Raw genomic sequence first — 17,762 nt, 5'->3', positions numbered from 1 at the left:
GTTTTAAATATAACGAATTCTAATTAGCAGATTCCTTATCATTTTTGAGCCTGTCTGAAAATCAGACAGGCTCAAAAATGACTGTAGATAATATACTTCTTAGAAGCTCGTTATTCTATAATTATAATGTTAGCATAAAAAAAACCTCGCGCTGACGAGATTACTATGCAAATATATAAAATATTTACTGTATTGTTGAATTAATAGTAAATTGCGAATCAAAAATTGAAGTTAGAATTCATGAAAAATGTTAATAATTTAAAAGCTGAATAAGAAAACGAGTGTTCTCGTGGCTTTAGACGATTTTGTTTTTCAATTCACTAAATTTCAAACTTTTAAAAAAAGAATTAAAACTGTGAAGAAATTATTTTTAATCCTAAGTTGTATTGTTATTTTAGGTTGTAGAGAGAAAGATCCAATATATAATTGTAACTATTTGCTTGATGTTGGAGTGAATCTAACAGTAAACCTTAACCTTCCTCAATTTAATCAGCTTTTGTTTCCTGTAAATGCTATTAGAGTTGATGGTTATGGGAATAACGGAATTATTTTGGTGAGAACTAATGCGAATTCAATTTTAGCTTGGGACGGTTCTGATCCTAACCATACAGCTTCGTCTTGTTCTAAACTAACAATTGTAGGTTTAAATGCCGTTTGTGGTTGTGATGACGGTAACGAGTATAGCTTAGTTACTGGGACAGCAATAGGCGATAATCCTCAACCCTGTACGTTAAAGCCATACAGAGTTGAGCCTATCGGTAATAATACATATTTAGTTAGTAACTAAAACTTTAAGGTTACTCCCACTAAAAAGTTAGTGGTTGCTTGCGGGTAAAAACCAGCTCCTTCAATAGTTGTAATACTTCCTGGGTTAGACCAGCTGTCATCATACGTGTAATAATAGCCATTAGACACATATTTTACATTGAAAATATTATTGACTAAACCTGAAAATACAATAGCATCAAAAACAGATGCTGTTTTTAAAGTATAATTAATGTTGAAATCGTTAATAAAGAAACTGTCTAGCTTTGATAAGTCTGCTTCAGTATTACTCATAAATTGTTCGCCAACATATTTACTTAATAAAGACATTTGTAGATTCTCAATAGGTTGAAAAACGATGGCATTAGCCGCAACAAAACTTGGTGAAAATGAAATGTCTGTATTGTTTAAATTTTGTGATTCTCCATCAAAAGAGAAGCTTAACTCATCTACTTTATTGGCGCTGATTGTCATATTTGGTTGTAACGTTAATTTAGACGTTATAGGAACAATAGCTTCTAGTTCCAAACCTATACGGTAACTCTTATCTACATTTTGTCTTATAGGATTTCCTACATCGTCAGATTCTCCGGTGAGTACTAACTGATTTTTGTAAAACATAAAGTAAGTGTTTGCACTAAAGTTAAAATTGTTCTTTTTATGTCTCCAGCCTAATTCAAAATCATTAAGCTGTTCTGGTTTTATACTTTGATCAACTTCAAAATCGGTTCGGTTTGGTTCTCTGTTGGCTCTAGCATAAGAGAAGTAGAGGTCATTGTTCGTATTTAAAGAGTAGGTGATTCCAGCTTTTGGATTAAAAAATGTAAAATCTTTATCTACAGCAAACTCTACAAGATCAGACGTTGTACCCGTTGTTTTGTAAGTAACATTTCTAACTTGTAAATCTCCGTATAAACTTATTTTTTCGTTGAGTCTGTAATTGGCTTTAGTAAACATAGATAAATCGTTTTTTATACTATTTCCATCATAATAACGATCTCTAATTTCAGTTTGACTGGCGTATTCTGCCCAAATCACTTCACCAAAATGGTCGCCATCGTAATGACTATAAGAACCACCAAAAATTAAATTAAGATTGTCGTCTTTATAGCTAGCGTTAGCATTGATAACATAAAAATCATTGTCTAACCAGCGTCTTCTAATTAAATCGGTTTCATCAATGATTTCTCCATTGAAATCTATAGGTTCAAAACCATAATCGTCAAAGCTTTCGTCTTCTTTGTATTGTTCAAAATACCCTTGACCTTTGGTGTAGTTTAAGCCTAATGTGGTTGACCATTGGTTGTTGTAGCGCTGGTTCCAATGTAATTGGTAGTGATCTTGGCTGTAATTATCGACTTCATTATCGTAAAATTGTATAACACCATTGTCATCGGTGTATTCACCTGCCGTATTATACGTACGGTCGTCTTTTAGTTTTTCTAAATCTTCTAAGCCATTCCATGACTGATACGTGACTTCCTTACCACCAAAAGTGATGGCTTTAATTAAGGTGTTGTCATCTACATAAGACCCTTGTAAAAAATAGGATTTTAAATCTGCCGAAGCGCGATCAATATAACCGTCTGAGGCAATATTAGACAGACGACCAGCAATTTCAATGTGGTCATTGATTAAACCTGTGCTGAATTTTACAGTATGCTTTCTTGTGTTATAACTTCCAAAAGAATTTGCAATTTCCCCTGAAGCTTCTTTTGAAACGGCATCGGTTAACACATTAATACTAGCTCCAAAAGCACCAGAACCATTGGTAGAGGTCCCTACACCACGTTGTAATTGTAGACTTTCTGTAGAAGACGCAAAATCTCCTAAATTAACCCAAAACGTTCCTAATGATTCCGCATCATTATACGGAATACCGTTGATAGTAATATTGGTAGATTGTGAGCTTACACCACGAACTCTAATACCAGTGTAACCAATTCCTGCACCCGCATCTGTAGTCGTTACTACCGAAGGTAAGAAGTTCAATAACATTGGAATGTCTTGTCCTAAGTTACGTTTAGCTAAAGCTTCTTTGGTCACATTAGAATGTGTAATTGGCGATTTAGCATCAACCCTGACAGCTCTTACCAGAACTTCGTCTAGTTTTTCAACTTTAGTAGAGTCTTGTTGTTTTTCTTGTCCATAAACTGAACAAATACCTAAAAATGCAATTGAAAGTGTTAATCTCTGCCTACTTTTTTTTGAGAGATTGTTGAATAAAATTTTCATACGACTATAGTATTATAATCGAATAAAAAGAGGTCATTATTCTTGGTTAATAATTAATTATTGTGAGCTTATAACAGCTGTTATTTGGCCTTGTTATTTCTTATTTTGAATTTTTTTTGCGCAGCATTAGGCGATATTAAATTCAGAAGTAAAAAATAAACATTGAAAACCTTATAGCACCTGCCAAAAACATCCAAAAAGGACATTTTCTTTGCGCTCGTTTCCTAAACAGCATTACCTGTTCTAGGTTCAATGGGTATGATCTCAGCCACTTATTGGCACCCCTTTATTGAGAACGCGGCAAAGATATAACGGATTTTAGAATTACGAATGAGGAAATTTGATTTTTTTTTGACACAAAAACGTCGGGTAAGATAGTGCAAACGTAAAGCTTTGAAACTCTAATATTTTAGTGAAAAGAATTGAGCGTTTACTCAAGTGTTGGAGGCTTCCGATTTGCTTTTTTATCAGCATGGATACGCTTATTTTTTAAGCGTTTCTTTTTAACTCCTCTAGGAATTCTTGTTGGAATACGTATTTTCTCTTCTTTTAAACCTTCTTCAATCAATTCTATAAAGCGTTGTGTGACTAAAGCTTTGTTTCTAAATTGACTTCGACTTTCGTCACAGGCTAGAATTAAAACACCATCTTTGGTTAAGCGATTATTGAAAAATTCGAAAAGCTTTTGTTTTTCTTCGTCATTAAAAACGGATGAGTTTTCAAGATCAAAGTATAATTCAGCTTTTGAAGATACCTTATTTACATGTTGTCCTCCGCTTCCCGAGCTTCGAACGTATTTATAGGTTAATTCAGATTTAAGTAAGGTTACATCCACTATTCTTTAATTTGATGTGGTGATTTTAATAAATCGTTTACTGTTTTTACTGGGTTAAAAGTAATAATAGGAACTTCAACAAAAATAGTATTCCAATGTGCCATACTTCCATTCCAAAGTCCAGGTAATTCTAAGGCTTTTAAGTCCTTACCATTTTTAGTTTTTTGAGTTATAAAAGCGGCATTGTGATCGACATAATTTTCTAAATTAAACTTTTCACCTTTATAGTTTTTTACGCCACAAACTAAATCTACAGGATTAAAATGCGTAGCGTTTTTAAGAATTTCTTCTTGTTTTGGATCTTTTAAATTGATTTGTGCCGACTCTACTATTTGAAGTGATTGGTTAGATTTATGATCTTTTACCCAGAAAGGACCACCTCCAGGCTCTCCTTCATTTTTTACCATACCACAAATTCGGATCGGACGGTTTAGTTTTTCATGTAAGTATTCAATTTTATAATAATCAGTATATTTTCTATACTCATCAGATATTTTAATACTTAATTCTTCCGTTATAAAATGTTCAATAGCAGCTAAATTATCTTCCGTAATGTTTTCAGAATCTAAATCGTGTAAATATTCAAATGCTTTAGATTGCAATTTTAAAAGAATTCCCGCGAGTATTTTTTTATAGGTAGCAACCTCTTCTTTATATTTATAAACAACAACATTATCTATGTTTTTAACAAAAATAATATCAGCATCGAGTGCATTTAGATTTTTTAATAAGGCTCCATGTCCAGAGGGTCTAAATAATATTGAGCCATCTTTGTCCCGAAAGGGTTTATTGTTTAAAGTTACAGCAATTGTATCTGTTGATTTTTGTTGATATGAAAAAGAAATATCGAATTTAACTCCTGTGTTTTGTTCAATATCTTGTTGGATTTTTTTAAATTCTTTTTTGAATTTGTTTTGATGATCTTCTGAAATGGTAAAATGCAACTTAGCTAAGCCGTTACTTGATGCATACAAAGCAGCTTCGTATAAATGTTCTTCAAAAGCTGTAGATATATGATTTTTTTTATACTGATGAAAAGGTAATAAGCCTTTAGGTTGATTTCCAAAATTTAATTGATCTTGATCCAACATGGCCCTTGCAAATTGCCATACTTTTTCTGTATTAGGCAAGGTTTTAAAATCTATGTTTTTAGATTTCAACAGTTTTAAAACTTGATTGTAAAACGGAAATTTTTCCATTCCAACCATAAAAAGAGATAATTCTCTAAGGTTATTTCTATTGATGTAAGAATTGAGCGATTGCTCATTGGAATTATATTGATTAACAAATTGAAATAGAAATTTAAACATTCTAGTTGCTGCTCCAGATGCTGGAACAAATTTTAATAACGATTTGTTGTCTTTTTCTTTTTCAAATAAGGAAATATATTCTTCAATTAAAGTATCGTTTAATACCGTAATGCCATTGTTAATAGTCGCGGCCTTTGAAATGTTTGTATACGGAATTCCAGTTTCGAAAATTTGAATCTGTTTTTTTACAACATCTAAGTTTAAATCTTTAGATTCAATTTGTTTTATGTCTTTTTTGGTAAACTTCATAATTTGTTCAATAGTAGGTTGTCAATATGTTGTATTGCAATTTTAAGACGTTTCTCTTTACTTCCTTTTAATAAAATATAAGGTTTATTATGCGTTTTTAGAGTTGTTTCAAAAGCATTAAACATACGTTCGCGTTCATTGGGTTTGTCTCTTAGGTCATCAGCTTCCCACGGGGTGTCAATATAGGTTAAAAAGTAAATATCGTAAGAGTTTTTTAGAGCATGTGCTTCTAAAATCGGGTCACATGTTCCTGAGTAATAAACTTCGCTATAAACTTTAGTTTCAAGTAAATCGGTGTCGCAAATTAAAACAGAATCTGTTTTTTTAGCTAATTTGTTTTCGAGATTCATCTGGCCAATTGCAATGGGCAATAAATCTTTAGGTTCGCATGTTTTGCGTTCGTTATTCCATTTATCTTGTAAATATTCACGAGCATATTCTGGCACCCAAACGGAGTTATAGTGTCTGGCGAGTTGTTGAGATAATGTTGTTTTACCTGTAGACTCTGGGCCAAATAATACTACTTTTATGCAGTTGCTAGCTTGTTGTTTAAGCTTTTTTTCCATGCTAAATAACCAAATATTGCTATAACTGTAAATCCTAAATATTGAAAACTTGTGAATGTGAATCCTTTATACAAATATAAAGGTACAGAAATCACATCGCCAATAATCCAGAAGATCCAATTTTCTATTTTTTTCCTTGCCATTAACCACATGCCTACAAAAAATATAGCTGTTGTTATGGTATCTACATAAGCTACCCAGCCATTCCATTTGTCAAAGCTTTTATATACAATGAATACAAACACTAAGGTTGCTAAGAATATGGCAAGGCTTAGTATTTTTTCTTTATTAGTGGTTTTTGATATTTGAGTAACGTGTGTGGCATCTACTTTACGTGTCCATATATACCAACCATAAACACTCATACAGAAGTAGTAAGCGTTGATCATCATATCTCCAAGGAGTTCCCATTTTAGTAGTAGGTAAACAAAAATCAGCGTGCTTATCATTCCTGTTGGGAAAACAAGAAGTTTATTCTGTTTGGAATACCAAACCGATAAAAACCCAAAAATAACGGCTACAATTTCTAAAACAATATCAGTGGTTTCGTAATCAGAATATTGCGAAAAAAGAAAATCAAAAATGTGGTTCATAGTCGCTTCGGTCTGTTTTTACAATTTTCATTTGTAATACGGCAATATCAATTTCTGAAAATGAACGTTTTATTTCTTGAGTTAAAAACGGCATTAATGTATCGTAATCGCCATAAATTTGAGTACTCAAAGGGTTTTCTAAAACCGTGAATTCTGAAGCTCGTAAGTGTTTTATAAAATCAATAATATGAGGTTCGTAATCGTCTTTTAATGGTGATAATTGTAATTCGATGGATATCTTCATTGTCCTTGTCTTAACTATTTATTAGTTGTGTATTTGCTGTTTTTTCAATTTATCAAAAAAGGCTTCGTTATCTTCAAAAGCAGTTCCAATTACGACGATATCTGCTCCTGATTTGTAGGCAGCTTCTATTTCTGTTTTGGTTCTTATACCTCCACCAACGATTAGAGGAATGTTTAATTGTTGTTTAACTTCGGAAATAATATGAGGCTCAATAGCATGTGTTGCTCCACTACCAGCTTCGAGATAGATAAGTTTCAGGCCTAATAATTCTCCTGCTTTTGCGGTATCTTTTATGGTTTGAAGGTCTTTTCGTTGTATGGGTTTTGTTTCACTTACACGTTGTACGGCCGTTTCTTTTCCATTTTCAATAAGCAAATAACCTGTTGGAATAATTTCAAGATTGGTCTTGGCCAGTTTTGAAACAGCTTCTACTTGTTTTCCTATTAAATAATCAGGATTTCGACCAGAAATTAAGGATAAAAATAAGATTCCATCGGCTTTGTCTGTTATTTGAATGACGTCACCGGGAAATAAAACTACTGGTAGATTGGTGTATTTTTTTACCTCAATAACTAAGGAGTCTGTTAAGCCTTCATCAACTTCACTTCCTCCAACAAAAATATGAGTTGCTATCGATTGGTTTACTTTAGAGATGAAACGAGAAGCATCATTAAGATTCATCTTATCAGGATCAATCAAAACGGCTAACAATTTTTCATCTTTAGCTTTTGAAGCGGTTATATTTTTATAAATACTATTCATTAAGGAATGACATAAGCACAAGTAAAACCTTCAAATTCTAAAAACGCTGTATGGTATCTATATTTTTTGTTTTTATAATCTATCCACGCTACTGTACAGCCATCCTCTATCATAAACGGGATGACTAAAAAATGTTCTTTAAATAACATGCCAGGAGTAGCAAAAAGTTTGTAAAGGGATTCTTTTATTCCCCAAATGACGGTAAGTCTATTAATATAATCTTCGTCCGTAGGTTTTACATAATTAGATTCATAATCGACAAACTTATGTGCAATAATTCCTATCTTTTCACGCTGTTTTTCAATATCAATACCAACCTCAGCATCACTTATAATGACTCCAGAAAATGTAAATGAATGTGTTATAGAAATGTGTTTACCATCTTTAAGATGCGGTTTTCCGTTTTCGTCATAATATAAATCCTGATCTGTGTATCCAAACTCGTGCAATAAATGTCTAACACTTAAAAAACCACGTTGATGTAACTCACTTTTCATGCTTAACACACGTTGTAAACTTTGTGGTTTTAAATCTAAGGGTTGAAATAATGCGTCATAAGATTCTTCAATCTTCCAGATTTTAACAGTAGTTTGTGAATTTACACTAATGGATTTGTATAGTGGCATTTAGAATTATGAATGTTATTGATTATCTTTGCATCGCCTAAGGCGGATTAAGCGTTTTTTAGATAAGCGAATTTAACTATTTAAGTGTTAACCCCAAAGGTGTTTCAAAATATATAAACAAAGAAAATAATATGAGTACAAAAACAGTTGCTTACGTACCTAATAAGGTAAAGGATATGTCGCTTGCGGCTTGGGGAAGAAAAGAAATTGAATTGGCTGAAGCAGAAATGCCAGGCTTAATGAGTTTACGTGAAGAATATAAAAATGAGCAACCTTTAAAAGGAGCAAGAATTGCTGGTTGTCTACATATGACAATCCAAACGGCAGTTTTAATAGAAACGTTACAAGCTCTTGGTGCTGAAGTAACTTGGAGTTCTTGTAATATTTTCTCTACGCAAGATCAAGCTGCTGCTGCAATTGCTGCTGCAGGAACTGCGGTTTATGCATGGAAAGGATTAACAGAAGAAGAATTTGATTGGTGTATTGAGCAAACATTATTCTTTGGTGAAGATCGTAAACCATTAAACATGATTTTAGATGATGGTGGTGATTTAACCAATATGGTTTTAGATAAATACCCAGAGTTATCTGCTGGAATTAAAGGTTTATCTGAAGAAACGACAACGGGAGTTCACAGACTTTACGAGCGTGTTAAAAATGGTACATTAACAATGCCAGCAATTAACGTAAACGATTCTGTAACAAAATCCAAGTTTGATAATAAATATGGTTGTAAGGAATCTGCAGTAGATGCTATTCGTCGTGCAACAGATATTATGTTAGCTGGTAAACGTGTTACTGTTTGTGGTTATGGTGATGTTGGTAAAGGTACAGCGGCTTCTTTTAAAGGTGCTGGTTCTATTGTAACTGTTACTGAAATTGATCCTATTTGTGCTTTACAAGCTGCTATGGATGGTTTTGAAGTAAAGAAATTAGAAACTGTTGTTGCTAATTCAGATATCATTATTACAACTACTGGAAATAAAGATATTGTACGTGCAGAGCATTTTGAAGCCATGAAAGACAAAACTATTGTTTGTAACATTGGTCATTTTGATAACGAAATTCAAATGGATTGGTTAAATAAAAACCATGGTAACACTAAAGATACGATTAAGCCACAAGTAGATAAGTATAACATTAATGGGAAAGACATTATCATTCTTGCAGAAGGTCGTTTAGTAAACTTAGGTTGTGCAACTGGTCACCCAAGTTTTGTAATGAGTAATTCATTTACAAACCAAACTTTAGCGCAAATTGAACTTTGGAAAAACAGTGATAAGTACGACAATGACGTATACATGTTACCAAAGCATTTAGATGAAAAAGTGGCTAAATTACATTTAGAAAAAATAGGTGTTGAGTTAACGGAGTTAAAAGACTACCAAGCAGAATACATTGGTGTAACAGTTGAAGGTCCTTATAAGCCTGAGCATTACAGATACTAATAAATTCCTGCGCAAGCAGAAATCTTATAATTGAAAAATCCCAAGCATTAGTGTTTGGGATTTTTTTTATTATAGTTACCTTTCAATAAAAAATTAAAATGAGTGCAGTTAACAGTACCGTTTTGCAAAAGAAATTAGATGTTTTAGAAGGTTTAATTCCTAAAAGTAAAGCTATAAACACAAGTGTTTCAAAAGCGAATGTGGCATGGCATATAGATCATAGTTTAAAAGTGATTAATGCTGTTGTGAAAAATATGGAGGATTCAGATCCAGCCTTGTATAAGGATAATTTTAGTTTTATAGGTAAGTTGTTATTGAAATTTAGATTCTTTCCAAGAGGAAAAGCAAAAGCTCCAAAATATGTGACACCGCCTGAAGTCATTTTAGAAGCTGATATTATATTACAATTAGCAGAAGCGAGAGCGCAGATAAAAACAATATCAAGTTTAGACAACAATGCTTATTTTAAACACCCTTTGTTTGGCAATGTAAATAAATCAAGAGTTGTACAATTCTTAGATGCGCACACCAATCATCATTTAAAAATTATAAAGCAGATATTGAAGTAAATAGTTTGTAAGGCTTATAGATTCTCGATGCAGTGTAAAGACAAATCAAATGTGATAGAACGGTATAGAGAAGCTTATATCAAGCTATAAAAAGCCCTCACAAGTTTAAACCTGTGAGGGCTTTTTAATTATATAAGTCGTTAAAGACCTACAGAAGACTAAAGAACTGATTACTTTTTCTTCTTCTTTCTTTTCTTCTTTTTCTTAGAGTTATCGGTTTTAGGGTGAACCAATTTCATCTCATCAATCAGATGTTTTGCTCCAGCATATTTATCAACAATAAAAAGTACATAACGTAAATCTACCATAATGTTTCGGCAAATTTCCGGATCGTAATTCATGTCACTCATGGTTCCCTCCCAAACTCTGTCGAAGTTTAAGCCTACTAAATTCCCATGAGCATCAATCGCAGGACTTCCTGAGTTTCCACCAGTTGTGTGATTCGTTCCTAAAAAGCAAACAGGTACTTTTCCGTTGCTGTCTGCATACTGTCCGTAATCTTTGGCTTCGTATAGTTCAATTAATTTTTGAGGTACATCAAATTCGTAATCATCTGGAATGTATTTTTCAATGACACCATCTAAATAGCTTACAGGATTGTAATACACAGCATCTCTTGGTGAATAGCCTCTTACTTGGCCGTAAGTGACACGAAGTGTACTATTTGCATCTGGAAAATAACGCTCGTTAGGTAACGCTTCCATAAGTGCTGTCATATATTGTGTTTGCAATGCTGTTATAGGAGCATTTTTTTGTTGGTATTCAGCATCAATAGTATTGAAAAATTCTTCGATTATTGGTTTTGCATACGCATAAGCAGCATCGTTATTTAGATTTTTAATTACAGTCTCTGTATCACCTTCAAGTAATTGTAAAGCCGATTCTAAGTTGGTAAATGCTGTTTTATCGTAAATTGAGGCATCTACAGGTTTTCCGTATAAAGGCATTACATTTTGATACACACCTTTGTCTAAATTAACATCGTAATTCTTATGAATGCTCTCTAACTGACCTGTTAAAACGGTTTTTCCTCTTTCAAGATTTTCAGGATTGGCAATTAAGGCTTGCTCAACCTGGTAAGCTCTAAAGGTCATTTGCATAAGCTCATTAGTCACTAAAAAGACTTCAATAAAGTTTCTGCGTTTAATATTAATTGGGGCAAAATCTTTATAAAGTTTATCAAATTCAGGAAGAATATTTCCGTATTTGTCTTCAAGTCCTTTTTCTTTTAAAGCTTTAGTGAATGTTGCTTCAAATTCGCGACGTTTTTCAACAGCATTACTTCTTTTAATACCTAAGTTTTCTCCAATCCATTTTTTCCATGCGTTAGCAATTCTCGCTTGTTTAGAGGCATATTTAATTCTAACGGCATCGCTTTCTTTCATTTTTTGATCAATGACTTTTAAAGCTGCTTCACGAATTGCAATGTTCGTAGGGTTGTAATCTTTTGTGATATGTTCTATGGCAACAGCTGGTAAATACTCACTTGTGGTTCCAGGGAAACCAAACACCATAGTAAAATCGCCTTCTTCAACACCATCTAAAGAGATAGGAAGAAAATGTTTTGGCTTGTATGGTTTGTTGTCTTTGCTGTATTTTGCCGGACGATTATTAGCATCGGCGTAAATTCTGAACAAAGAAAAATCGCCAGTATGTCTTGGGAATACCCAGTTGTCGGTGTCACTTCCAAACTTACCAATACTACTTGGCGGAGCACCAACCAAACGAATATCATCAAAACGTTCTGTAACAAAAAGGAAATATTGATTTCCTTCGTAAAAGGCTTTTGTTTTTACATCTTGCCACGATTCTCTTGGCCATGTTTTCATGGCTGCATTACTGTTTTTAGAAATTAGAGATTGCTTTTCTGTTTCAGTCATGGTATCGGTAATACCTTTTAAAACCACTTCTGATACATCGTGTATACTCACAATAAATTCAATAAATAAACCATTATTTGGTAATTCTTCTTCCAAATTCATGGCCCAAAATCCATCTTTTAAATAATCGTTTTCTAATGATGAATGGGATTGAATTTGACCATAACCACAATGGTGATTGGTAAGTACTAAACCTTGGTCAGAAATCACTTCACTAGTACAACCACCATTAAAATGACCAATGGCATCTTTTAAGCTAGAATTGTTAACATCGTAAATATCTTGAGCGGTTAATTTACTGCCCAAATTTTGCATTTCGTCTTCATTCATACCTTCTAAAAGTGAAGGAATCCACATACCGCCTTGTTGAGCAGAAGCTTGAAAAACAACGAAAAGAAAAAGAATTTTTAATAAGCGCATGATTAATATTTTATTAGTTTTTGTAAAGATAGAAAAGCTTGTTTTATATCTTTAATGTTTTTGTATATAAAGACTACTTTTTATGAAACAACATGTGAAAAGTTTCAATATCCTAGCAAATGATTTTAACTACCAGCATGTGACTCTTAAAAGATAATACATATAAACACATGAATTTCAATTCAAAATTACCCAATGTTGGTACAACCATTTTTACTGTAATGAGTGCTTTGGCAAAAGAACATCATGCCCTAAACTTATCACAAGGGTTTCCTAATTATCCAAGTTCTCAAAAATTAAATGATTTTGTTACCAATGCGATGAATAATGGTTATAACCAATATGCACCAATGGCAGGCAATTTAGAGTTGCGTATGGCTATTGCTCATAAATATGAATTATTGTATAATAGCTCTTACCATCCTGAAAAAGAAATTACAGTTACAGCCGGAGCAACCCAAGCCATTTATACAATCATTTCTGCTTTTGTGAGGCCAAATGATGAGGTAATTATATTTAAGCCCGCCTACGATTGCTATGAGCCTGCTGTTGAAATTAATGGTGGACAAACGATTCCGATTCAATTATCTGCACCTAATTATAAGGTGAATTGGGAAGAGGTGGCTTCAAAAATTTCGTCTCAGACAAAAATGATTATTATTAATTCGCCACACAATCCAAGTGGAACGATATGGTCTAAAGAGGATATGCTTCAACTTCAAAAATTAACTAATAACACTAATATTATTGTATTAAGTGATGAAGTTTACGAACATATTGTTTTTGATGATGCACAACATCAAAGTGCTTGTCTGTTTGAAGATTTAAAGCAACGCAGTTTTATAACGGCTTCTTTTGGAAAGACATTTCATAACACAGGATGGAAAATTGGCTATTGTTGTGCGCCAGAAATATTAATGTCTGAGTTTAGAAAAGTCCATCAGTTTAATGTGTTTTCTGTACATCATCCATCTCAAAAAGGGATTTCAGATTATATGCAAGACTCCAAAACATACCTTGGGTTAAATGCTTTTTTTCAGCAGAAGCGTGATTTGTTTTTGAATTTAATTTCAGAATCTAGATTTAAGTTTCAACCATCACAAGGGACTTATTTTCAGGTATTAGATTATTCTAAAATTACAGATGATTATGATGTGGATTTTGCAAAACGCTTAACTAGAGACTTTAAGATTGCAGCCATTCCATTATCCGTTTTTAATGATAATGGTAAGGATGATAAGGTATTGCGATTTTGTTTTGCCAAAACAGATGATACTTTAATTAGGGCTTCTGAAATTTTATGTAAAATTTAAGTTACTTTTTATAGATTTCTGTGTCTTAACTATGAACATAAAATTTATATCATGAAATATTATATGATCTTATTATTCTTAGGTTTATCGCTTTCTACTTTTGCACAAGAAGTAATTAAAGATGGAAAAACGTATGAAGTAAAAAATGAGAAAATCTATTTAGGAGGACAAGATGTTACTGAAAGCTTAACTTTAGAAGAAAAAACATTGATTTTTAAAGAAGCGGCTGTAATTACAGAAAAACTTAAAGTAGAAGCCGCGGCAAAAGCTAAAGAGGTTGAAGCAAAGGCAAAATTAGAGGCAGAAACAGCAAAGGCCGAAGCCGTGAAATCTGAAAAAGCAGCTGCAAAGCTTAAGAAAGAAGAAGAGAAGGCATTAAAGAAAAAAGAAGATGTAGCCGAAAAATTAGAAAAAGAGAATAAAAAAGCAGAGAAAGCTCAAAAAAAAGCAGAAAAAGCACAGAAAAAGGCTGAAAAGGAAATAAAGAAAAAAGAAAAGCTTCAAAAGAATTTTCAAAAAGCAGAAAGCAATCTTGAAAAATCGCAAAAGAAATACGAAAAGCTAAAAAGAAAAGGTAAGCTATCGCCTCAAGACGAAATCAAGTGGCTTGATAAACTGGATAAGCTAACTAATAAAGTAGCTAAGGCAAAAAGTAAATTATAGAAGTCAGCTTTATTAATTTATTAAAGCAATCTAAAACGTAGATAGATTATTGTATCTATTTTTTAGGTTGCTTTTTTTATGCTTTTTTTTGAATTCAAATTTGTAATTTTAAGCTATGAATTCAGAATTGAAAGTTGCGATTGTTCAAACGGCATTAGTTTGGGAAAACCCAGAGGAAAATAGACGATTACTAAGTTATAAGATAGCTGCTATTTCAGCAGACGTTGATCTTGTAGTATTACCAGAAATGTTTACCTCTGGTTTTACAATGAATCCTGCTGAGGTTGCCGAGACTATGGAAGGAAACACCATAGTTTGGCTAAAAAAACAAGCCAAGGTAAAGCAAGCTGTAATTATAGGAAGTCTTGTGATTTCTGAAAATGGTAAGTTTTATAACCGTATGGTTTGTGTAGAGCCATCTGGCACAATTACCACATACAACAAGCGTCACACCTTTACTTTAGCGGGAGAACATAAGGTTTATACTGCAGGAACAGAGAAGGTAACTTTTAGCTATAAAGGTTGGAAAATTTGTCCGCTAGTTTGTTATGATTTGCGATTTCCTGTTTGGGCAAGAAATGTTGAAGATTACGATCTAATAATTTATGTTGCCAATTGGCCAAAAATTAGAATAGGCGCATGGGATGCTTTGTTAAAAGCAAGAGCAATCGAGAACATGGCTTATTGTATTGGAGTGAATAGAGTAGGACTAGACGGAAATAATTTTGAATATTCTGGACACTCTGCAGCTTACGATGTTTTAGGAAATAGGCTGGATATTATTTTAGAAAACCAAGATGTTGTTGAAATGGTCTCTTTAGATAAAGCGGCTATTAAAAAATACCGAGAAAAATTAAATTTCTTAAACGATAGAGATAATTTTACTCTTGAAATTTAAAATCAATAACAAAATCAAAGTTAGAACGGACAGGGTCTATGGGTTCTGAATAACTAACCCGTTCTGGTTGAATACCTAATAAGAAGTTTCCTGTATCGTATTTGCCATTGCCATTGGTGTCAAAAACAATACGTAATGCATATTGGTTTGGTGCTAAATTTGTGAAATCTACAGCAGGAGCGTCAGTAGTGTATTGTTCATACATCACTTCACCTTTATTGTCTACCAATTGAACAATTAAAGGGAATTCAGCATTTTTTAAGTTCACTCTTATGTTTCCGTATTCAGATTTCATCTTTGTTTTTACGGAATAATTTAGCGTGTCTTTATTTGTGTTATCGTAAAAGTCAGTAAAAGTACCAGGCAACATGGTAAAGTCGTATTTTTGTCCTTCTTGTTTATTAATAGCAAATAAATAGGTATTAAAAATGGAGTCGTACTTCACTTTATAAGGTACAGAAAGCGAATCGTTAGTTGTTAATTTAATTTTTGTGGTATCAATTTGAGTTAATGGAATGTTTGCTTCAATAGCAAAATCATCGTCATAATTTATAGTTCCTTTAGTTAAGGCTGTTATTTTTAAAGAATCTGCCTTTATAGTTCTAAAACGATGTTTAAAAGTGTCTACATATTTTTCATTTGTAACAACGAAAAATGTGGTGTCTATTTCAAATTTTGGTTTATACCAATAATATAAGGTATCTGTTTTTTTATCTTTAACGATTCGGGTTTTATAGCCTTCGGGTTTGTCGCTTAAGACTTCAATTCGCATGTTTTCGTAGTCTCCTTCATAAGGAAAAATAATTCTAGTTTCTCCATCTTGCTTTGGCTTTAAGGCTTTAAAGTTTACATTTTCCTTAAACAATGTTAGTTTGTGAGAAGTGGAATCTGCTGGCACTGTTATAAAACCTTCTTTAAACCCTATTTTGTCGTTTTTTTGATCAAACTTATAGTTAGAATTTTGGTCTTTTAAAGCAATCAATTTATAAGTGCCTGCCTTAATATTTTCAATATTAAAGGTCGTGACACTATCGAGTGTATTTGTGATATATCTTGGTTTTTGCTTATAAACTATAGAGTCTGTATAGGTAGAATCTGCCTCGTAAAGCATTACAGAAACAAATGTGTCTGGTTCTTTAAGTAAAGCATCTTCAATATGTCCTTTTACAGATAATGAATCTATGGTGTTTCCTGTTGAAAATACATAGCGGTAATAAGGGTATGGATTTTCTTCGTTGTTATCTACAATACTTTCACCAAAATTAAAAGCATAAGTCGTATTGTCTTGTAAAGTATCTTGAATGGTGATAGAAATATATTTGCTTGCTCCGCTTGCAGGTGTTACAATAGGATCTAAATCCATTGGAGGAGAAATAATAAGTTGTTTCCTAAGATCTTTAATTTTAACGTATTCGTCAAAATGAATTTTAATCGTTTTTCCTTTAAAGTTTGTAGAATAATTCTTTGGATTAGATTGCGTTATTACAGGCGGTTCTGTATCTTTTTCACCACCTGTTGGTGTACCACGATTGGCACAGCTAATAATGCTTATTGCAATTAAAATCAGACTTAAAATTCGCATTAAATGTAAACGCATCTATCAAAATAATTTAGCACAAAGAAACAATATAAATGTCTTTACTCAAAACATATATGCTTTGAGTGTTAAAACGAAAAAATCAATCGGCAATTGCCATTGTAGCAAGACTTAACTTAATTTTATCAATTTTTAACAAAACAGAAGCACAGGCTTCAATTGTAGCGCCAGTTGTGATAATGTCATCAACCAATAAAATATGCTTTTTTGTTAAAGATTTGTTTTCAGAAATATCAAATAATGCTCCGTCATCGTTCCAACGTTTTATACGGCCTTTAAAAACTTGTGTTTTGGATGCTTTTGTTTTTATTAAAACCCTATCGTTATAGTCTATATTTAATGCTTTAGCTATTTCTTTACCAAATTTAGCGACTTGATTATAACCGCGTTTTCTCAATTTGGATTTATACAATGGTACAGGCACAACAACATCAATAGTTTTGTAAGCTTCAACAGTTGCTAATTCGGAGCCAAGCCATTTGCCAAAAAAGCCTCCAATAGCTTCATGGCCTTTGTACTTTAAATTATGAAGCATTTGTTGTACAATTCCTTTTTTAGAAAAATGAAGTAATGCTGTTGCATTTTCTAATTTTACTCTGCCGTAAAGAACCTTTTTTACGTCTTCAGCATTATCAAAATGAAAGTTGGTAATAGGCAAATGGTGTCTGCAAGATGTGCAAATAACCATCTCATTATCGCTTAAAACATAATTACAGGCTTCGCAAACCTTAGGAAAGAACAAGTTTAACAAGTTTTTCATCACTTAATCGAATAAAATAAAATCGCTGT

General features: G+C 32.7%; 17 protein-coding genes. 6 read left to right on the top strand and 11 right to left on the bottom strand.

From position 1 onward, the window contains the following. Positions 1-355: 355 nt before the first annotated feature. On the top strand, positions 356-787 hold the full coding sequence (locus tag ABD730_RS16425) for a hypothetical protein (RefSeq protein ID WP_215926859.1): 432 nt from the start codon (positions 356-358) through the stop codon (positions 785-787). On the opposite strand, the gene ABD730_RS16420 is transcribed toward ABD730_RS16425, so the two are convergent. The 8 genes from ABD730_RS16420 to ABD730_RS16385 form a co-directional block, all read right to left on the bottom strand. Next, on the bottom strand, positions 784-3,000 hold the full coding sequence (locus ABD730_RS16420) for a TonB-dependent receptor (protein ID WP_334465724.1): 2,217 nt from the start codon (positions 2,998-3,000) through the stop codon (positions 784-786). The two genes, ABD730_RS16425 and ABD730_RS16420, sit on opposite strands and share 4 nt — an antisense overlap. 430 nt (positions 3,001-3,430) lie before the next feature. Then, a complete protein-coding gene (gene arfB / locus ABD730_RS16415) occupies positions 3,431-3,835 on the bottom strand; it encodes an alternative ribosome rescue aminoacyl-tRNA hydrolase ArfB (RefSeq protein ID WP_344716004.1) in 405 nt (134 codons plus the stop codon). Then, positions 3,835-5,394, bottom strand: a complete 1,560-nt coding sequence (locus ABD730_RS16410) for a DUF4301 family protein (protein WP_344716002.1) — start codon at positions 5,392-5,394, stop codon at positions 3,835-3,837. The genes arfB and ABD730_RS16410 overlap by 1 nt, the downstream gene beginning before the upstream one ends. Further along, on the bottom strand, positions 5,391-5,960 hold the full coding sequence (locus ABD730_RS16405; RefSeq protein WP_215926863.1) for an AAA family ATPase: 570 nt from the start codon (positions 5,958-5,960) through the stop codon (positions 5,391-5,393). Before ABD730_RS16405 ends, ABD730_RS16410 begins: the two co-directional genes overlap by 4 nt. After that, a complete protein-coding gene (pnuC, locus tag ABD730_RS16400) occupies positions 5,921-6,553 on the bottom strand; it encodes a nicotinamide riboside transporter PnuC (protein ID WP_344716001.1) in 633 nt (210 codons plus the stop codon). Before pnuC ends, ABD730_RS16405 begins: the two co-directional genes overlap by 40 nt. Then, a complete protein-coding gene (locus ABD730_RS16395; protein ID WP_020898157.1) occupies positions 6,537-6,797 on the bottom strand; it encodes a hypothetical protein in 261 nt (86 codons plus the stop codon). Before ABD730_RS16395 ends, pnuC begins: the two co-directional genes overlap by 17 nt. A 21-nt stretch (positions 6,798-6,818) precedes the next feature. Further along, a complete protein-coding gene (locus tag ABD730_RS16390; protein WP_334465708.1) occupies positions 6,819-7,559 on the bottom strand; it encodes a phosphoglycerol geranylgeranyltransferase in 741 nt (246 codons plus the stop codon). Next, a complete protein-coding gene (locus ABD730_RS16385) occupies positions 7,559-8,185 on the bottom strand; it encodes a 4'-phosphopantetheinyl transferase family protein (protein WP_344715998.1) in 627 nt (208 codons plus the stop codon). Before ABD730_RS16385 ends, ABD730_RS16390 begins: the two co-directional genes overlap by 1 nt. Before the next feature lie 131 nt (positions 8,186-8,316). On the opposite strand from ABD730_RS16385, the gene ahcY reads away from it, so the two are divergent. Both ahcY and ABD730_RS16375 read left to right on the top strand, forming a co-directional pair. Next, complete coding sequence (gene ahcY / locus ABD730_RS16380) at positions 8,317-9,633, top strand: adenosylhomocysteinase (protein WP_334465704.1); 1,317 nt, start codon at positions 8,317-8,319, stop codon at positions 9,631-9,633. 98 nt (positions 9,634-9,731) lie between these two features. After that, the gene (locus ABD730_RS16375) at positions 9,732-10,202 is read left to right on the top strand and encodes a DUF1569 domain-containing protein (protein ID WP_344715997.1); all 471 of its coding nucleotides are present in this window, start codon (positions 9,732-9,734) and stop codon (positions 10,200-10,202) included. A 170-nt stretch (positions 10,203-10,372) separates the two neighbouring features. Here ABD730_RS16375 and ABD730_RS16370 read toward each other — a convergent pair whose 3' ends face one another. Next, complete coding sequence (locus ABD730_RS16370; protein WP_344715995.1) at positions 10,373-12,502, bottom strand: S46 family peptidase; 2,130 nt, start codon at positions 12,500-12,502, stop codon at positions 10,373-10,375. A gap of 170 nt (positions 12,503-12,672) precedes the next feature. On the opposite strand from ABD730_RS16370, the gene ABD730_RS16365 reads away from it, so the two are divergent. From ABD730_RS16365 to ABD730_RS16355, 3 genes are all read left to right on the top strand, one after another. Further along, the gene (locus ABD730_RS16365; protein WP_334465696.1) at positions 12,673-13,815 is read left to right on the top strand and encodes a methionine aminotransferase; all 1,143 of its coding nucleotides are present in this window, start codon (positions 12,673-12,675) and stop codon (positions 13,813-13,815) included. 51 nt (positions 13,816-13,866) lie between these two features. Beyond that, positions 13,867-14,478: a hypothetical protein gene (locus tag ABD730_RS16360; protein WP_334465693.1), complete on the top strand. Its 612-nt coding sequence runs from the start codon at positions 13,867-13,869 to the stop codon at positions 14,476-14,478. A 115-nt stretch (positions 14,479-14,593) separates the two neighbouring features. Further along, positions 14,594-15,376, top strand: a complete 783-nt coding sequence (locus ABD730_RS16355; protein ID WP_344715993.1) for an amidohydrolase — start codon at positions 14,594-14,596, stop codon at positions 15,374-15,376. On the opposite strand, the gene ABD730_RS16350 is transcribed toward ABD730_RS16355, so the two are convergent. Both ABD730_RS16350 and ABD730_RS16345 read right to left on the bottom strand, forming a co-directional pair. Beyond that, positions 15,360-16,973 carry an Ig-like domain-containing protein gene (locus ABD730_RS16350; protein ID WP_334465688.1) on the bottom strand — a complete coding sequence of 538 codons (1,614 nt, stop codon included), beginning with the start codon at positions 16,971-16,973 and terminating at the stop codon, positions 15,360-15,362. The two genes, ABD730_RS16355 and ABD730_RS16350, sit on opposite strands and share 17 nt — an antisense overlap. Positions 16,974-17,055: 82 nt before the next feature. Continuing rightward, positions 17,056-17,733: a ComF family protein gene (locus tag ABD730_RS16345; RefSeq protein ID WP_252723667.1), complete on the bottom strand. Its 678-nt coding sequence runs from the start codon at positions 17,731-17,733 to the stop codon at positions 17,056-17,058. Positions 17,734-17,762: the final 29 nt, after the last annotated feature.

The sequence above is a fragment of the Winogradskyella damuponensis genome (assembly GCF_039538385.1).
Taxonomy (GTDB): Bacteria; Bacteroidota; Bacteroidia; order Flavobacteriales; family Flavobacteriaceae; genus Winogradskyella; species Winogradskyella damuponensis.
This window is presented reverse-complemented; position numbering and strand designations above follow the sequence as displayed.

What these genes read in the sequence shown, in the direction of transcription:
- ABD730_RS16350 (WP_334465688.1), bottom strand. Translation starts at nt 16,973, where the DNA reads ATGCGTTTACATTTAATGCGAATTTTAAGTCTGATTTTAATTGCAATA.
- ABD730_RS16385 (WP_344715998.1), bottom strand. Translation starts at nt 8,185, where the DNA reads ATGCCACTATACAAATCCATTAGTGTAAATTCACAAACTACTGTTAAA.
- ABD730_RS16420 (WP_334465724.1), bottom strand. Translation starts at nt 3,000, where the DNA reads ATGAAAATTTTATTCAACAATCTCTCAAAAAAAAGTAGGCAGAGATTA.
- ABD730_RS16405 (WP_215926863.1), bottom strand. Translation starts at nt 5,960, where the DNA reads ATGGAAAAAAAGCTTAAACAACAAGCTAGCAACTGCATAAAAGTAGTA.
- ahcY (WP_334465704.1), top strand. Translation starts at nt 8,317, where the DNA reads ATGAGTACAAAAACAGTTGCTTACGTACCTAATAAGGTAAAGGATATG.
- ABD730_RS16370 (WP_344715995.1), bottom strand. Translation starts at nt 12,502, where the DNA reads ATGCGCTTATTAAAAATTCTTTTTCTTTTCGTTGTTTTTCAAGCTTCT.
- ABD730_RS16375 (WP_344715997.1), top strand. Translation starts at nt 9,732, where the DNA reads ATGAGTGCAGTTAACAGTACCGTTTTGCAAAAGAAATTAGATGTTTTA.
- ABD730_RS16410 (WP_344716002.1), bottom strand. Translation starts at nt 5,394, where the DNA reads ATGAAGTTTACCAAAAAAGACATAAAACAAATTGAATCTAAAGATTTA.
- ABD730_RS16390 (WP_334465708.1), bottom strand. Translation starts at nt 7,559, where the DNA reads ATGAATAGTATTTATAAAAATATAACCGCTTCAAAAGCTAAAGATGAA.
- ABD730_RS16345 (WP_252723667.1), bottom strand. Translation starts at nt 17,733, where the DNA reads ATGAAAAACTTGTTAAACTTGTTCTTTCCTAAGGTTTGCGAAGCCTGT.
- ABD730_RS16395 (WP_020898157.1), bottom strand. Translation starts at nt 6,797, where the DNA reads ATGAAGATATCCATCGAATTACAATTATCACCATTAAAAGACGATTAC.
- ABD730_RS16355 (WP_344715993.1), top strand. Translation starts at nt 14,594, where the DNA reads ATGAATTCAGAATTGAAAGTTGCGATTGTTCAAACGGCATTAGTTTGG.
- pnuC (WP_344716001.1), bottom strand. Translation starts at nt 6,553, where the DNA reads ATGAACCACATTTTTGATTTTCTTTTTTCGCAATATTCTGATTACGAA.
- ABD730_RS16365 (WP_334465696.1), top strand. Translation starts at nt 12,673, where the DNA reads ATGAATTTCAATTCAAAATTACCCAATGTTGGTACAACCATTTTTACT.
- ABD730_RS16360 (WP_334465693.1), top strand. Translation starts at nt 13,867, where the DNA reads ATGAAATATTATATGATCTTATTATTCTTAGGTTTATCGCTTTCTACT.